Here is a 2,841-nt window from a genome sequence, read left to right on the forward strand (position 1 = left end):
GCGGAGGGCGGCAGCGGGAAGCGCGGCGCGAGTGCCTTCGGCGCCGGTGGCGGCGCGGGCGTCGGCTTCGCCAAGAAGAAGCGCAAAAAGACCGTGAAGCACTAGGCGCCTCTTGATTTCCGGGGATGGAGTTTGGTACAATGGACTCCATCCCTTGGTTTGGTTTGGAGTCTTGATGGGAAGGAGCGGTGCTGCGACAATGGGCAAGAAAGCGGACGGGAAAGTGCTGGCGCAGAACAAGAAAGCGTCGCATGATTATTTTATAGAGGATACGTACGAATGCGGTTTGGTGTTGACCGGAACCGAGATCAAGTCGATCCGCCTCGGTAAAGCCAATATCGGCGATGCGTTCGCGTTGATCCGGAATGGCGAAGCGTTCATTCATAACATGCACATCAGCCCTTTCGAGCAAGGCAACCGCCACAACCCGAGCGATCCGACCAGGGCGCGCAAGCTGCTGCTGAAGAAACCGGAGATTCGCAAGCTGCTCGGTCTAGCCAAGCAGGAAGGCTACGCGCTGGTGCCGCTTAAGATCTACGTGCGCAACGGCTACGCCAAGCTGCTCATCGGCCTCGGCCGAGGGAAGAAGCAGTTCGACAAGCGGGAAACCGCCGCGAAGAAAGACGCCCAACGCGACATCCAACGTGCGCTTCGCGAGAAGCAGAAGGTTGCACGGTAGGCGGGCGCACAGTTACCAGCTTTACCGAGTGCTGGATTTGCTCCCAATAGGTTGGCCTTCCTTTTCAGAGCATGTGTGTTATAATAAGAGTACGCCAGAGGACATCAGCATCAATCAGATCTTATGAAGTCAGCATATCAACAGCTTTGTTGATAAACCTTTTTTCATAACTTCCTTGAATTCATATTTTTACATTGTTTCACTTTTAGGCTCCTTAACCGGAGCCTTCCTATGCGGGGACGTTCTTGGATTCGACGGGGATAGTTCGAGCATGGGTTGCGGGTAGTGGGGACGCGTCCACTTCATCAACGCTAAAGCCAATTAAATGGCAAACAACAACAAAACTACGCTTTCGCAGCTTAATAACCTGTGAGCGTGCTCCTACTCTGCATCGCCCATGTGCCGGGCTAGGGGCTCAACTTTAGTGGGATACGCTGTCTCATCTCCGCCTGCGGTGAGCTGAAGAAGACAATCAGGCTGACCCAACGCGTAGCCGGTTACGGGGCGACGCTCGGGTGACATCAAAACTGTGACTACACCCGTAGAAGCCTGTGTGGCGTTATCTTCGGACAGGGGTTCGACTCCCCTCGTCTCCATATGCCAAATCCACAAAATCCACAACCATTTGGTTGTGGATTTTGCTTTAGAGTGAATTTCTTTAATTTACTGAATTCTTATGATACAGTAGTAATTGTTATATTTTGGATTATGCGATATGTTATTGAATGGGGCGAAATTTTAATGTCAAAGAATAATCAGATATTATTAGAAGAAATTATTAAACAAGAAAAAGAAAATATGGATGACACTCGTACTTCAGATAAATTTTTTGAATTCTTTTCATGTTCACAACTTTTAAAAAACTATGAATTGAGCTATGAAGAAATCGAAGAGGGGATTACTGGTGAAAGCCATGATGGTGGTGCTGATGCGATATACTTATTTGTCAACGGTGATTTAGTAAAAGAAGATGATACAGATATACGAGGGAAGTATAAGAAGAATGTTGACATTGAACTTATCATAATTCAGTCAAAAAATTCGAATTCTTTCTCAGAAGAGCCACTATTAAAGCTTTCAAGACTTAGTACTAATTTATTTCCACTAGATTTCGAGAGGCAAGAGTTCGAAGGTCGCTATAATACTAAAGTACTTGATGCATTCGAAAGATTTAAAAATACATATATATCCTTAATTACTAAAAAACCAAAACTAAAAATTGCCTTTATATATGCTTCGAAAGGCATTGACGTTCATCCGAATGTGATCAAACAAGCTGAGGACTTGAAATTGGATGTCAAAGGGTTACTAACCGATTCTATTGTTGAGGTGGATTTTGTTGGTGCAGAACATCTACTAAAGCTTGTTCAAGCTCGAACAAATGATGTGTATCGACTTAAAGTAACTGAAAATCCAATGTCATCTTCAGGTCAAGTCTTTATTGCTTTGGTTAACTTAAAAGACTACTTTAACTTTATTACCGATGAGAACGGTGATCTAATTAAGCATATATTCGAGTCAAATGTCAGAGATTATCAGGGTAAAACGAATGTTAACAATGAGATTCAAGAAACTCTCGAAAATGCTGGTAATGAAGAATTCTGGTGGTTGAATAATGGGGTTACAATTGTAGCTTCGGCTGCTTCAGCACCGGGAGGTAAAGAATTAATCATTCATAATCCCGAGGTAGTTAATGGATTGCAAACATCAAGCGAAATTTATAAATATTTTAATAGCATAGTTGGTCGAGAAAAAGATGAGAGAAGGAATATTCTCATTAGAGTGATTGTTCCTGAAACAGAGGAAACTAGAGACAAAATCATAAGAGCAACAAATAGTCAGACACCTATTCCTAAGTCTTCATTAAGAGCTACTGACTCTATTCATAGGCAAATTGAGGACTATTTAAAACCTAGAGGATTATATTATGATCGCAGAAAAAATTATTACAAAAACGAGGGTAAGAAACCTAAGGATATTGTGAGTGTTTCTTTTCTTGCGCAATGCTTGATGTCGGTTTTGCTACAAAAGCCTGACTTTGCAAGAGCTCGCCCTTCTACGCTTCTGGAGGATGATGAAGCTTATAACGATCTTTACCATAGAAATAATGATTTGAATACTTACTATAATGTGGCTTTCGCGGGGAGATTTATAGAACTTTA

The 2,841-nt window shown here is 43.0% G+C and carries 2 protein-coding genes and 1 other RNA gene; all 3 read left to right on the forward strand.

Annotated features, from left to right (window positions below; translation table 11 throughout):
* The first annotated feature begins 199 nt into the window (after positions 1-199).
* On the forward strand, positions 200-679 hold the full coding sequence (smpB, locus tag PVA01S_RS26200) for an SsrA-binding protein SmpB (protein ID WP_127610814.1): 480 nt from the start codon (positions 200-202) through the stop codon (positions 677-679).
* A gap of 235 nt (positions 680-914) precedes the next feature.
* Positions 915-1,278: a transfer-messenger RNA gene (ssrA, locus tag PVA01S_RS26205) on the forward strand.
* Between the two features lie 142 nt (positions 1,279-1,420).
* The coding region (locus PVA01S_RS26210) for an AIPR family protein (RefSeq protein WP_127610815.1) at positions 1,421-2,841 on the forward strand (1,421 nt) is incomplete at its 3' end.

The sequence above is a fragment of the Paenibacillus validus NBRC 15382 genome, from assembly GCF_004000985.1.
Taxonomy (GTDB): Bacteria; Bacillota; Bacilli; order Paenibacillales; family NBRC-103111; genus Paenibacillus_G; species Paenibacillus_G validus.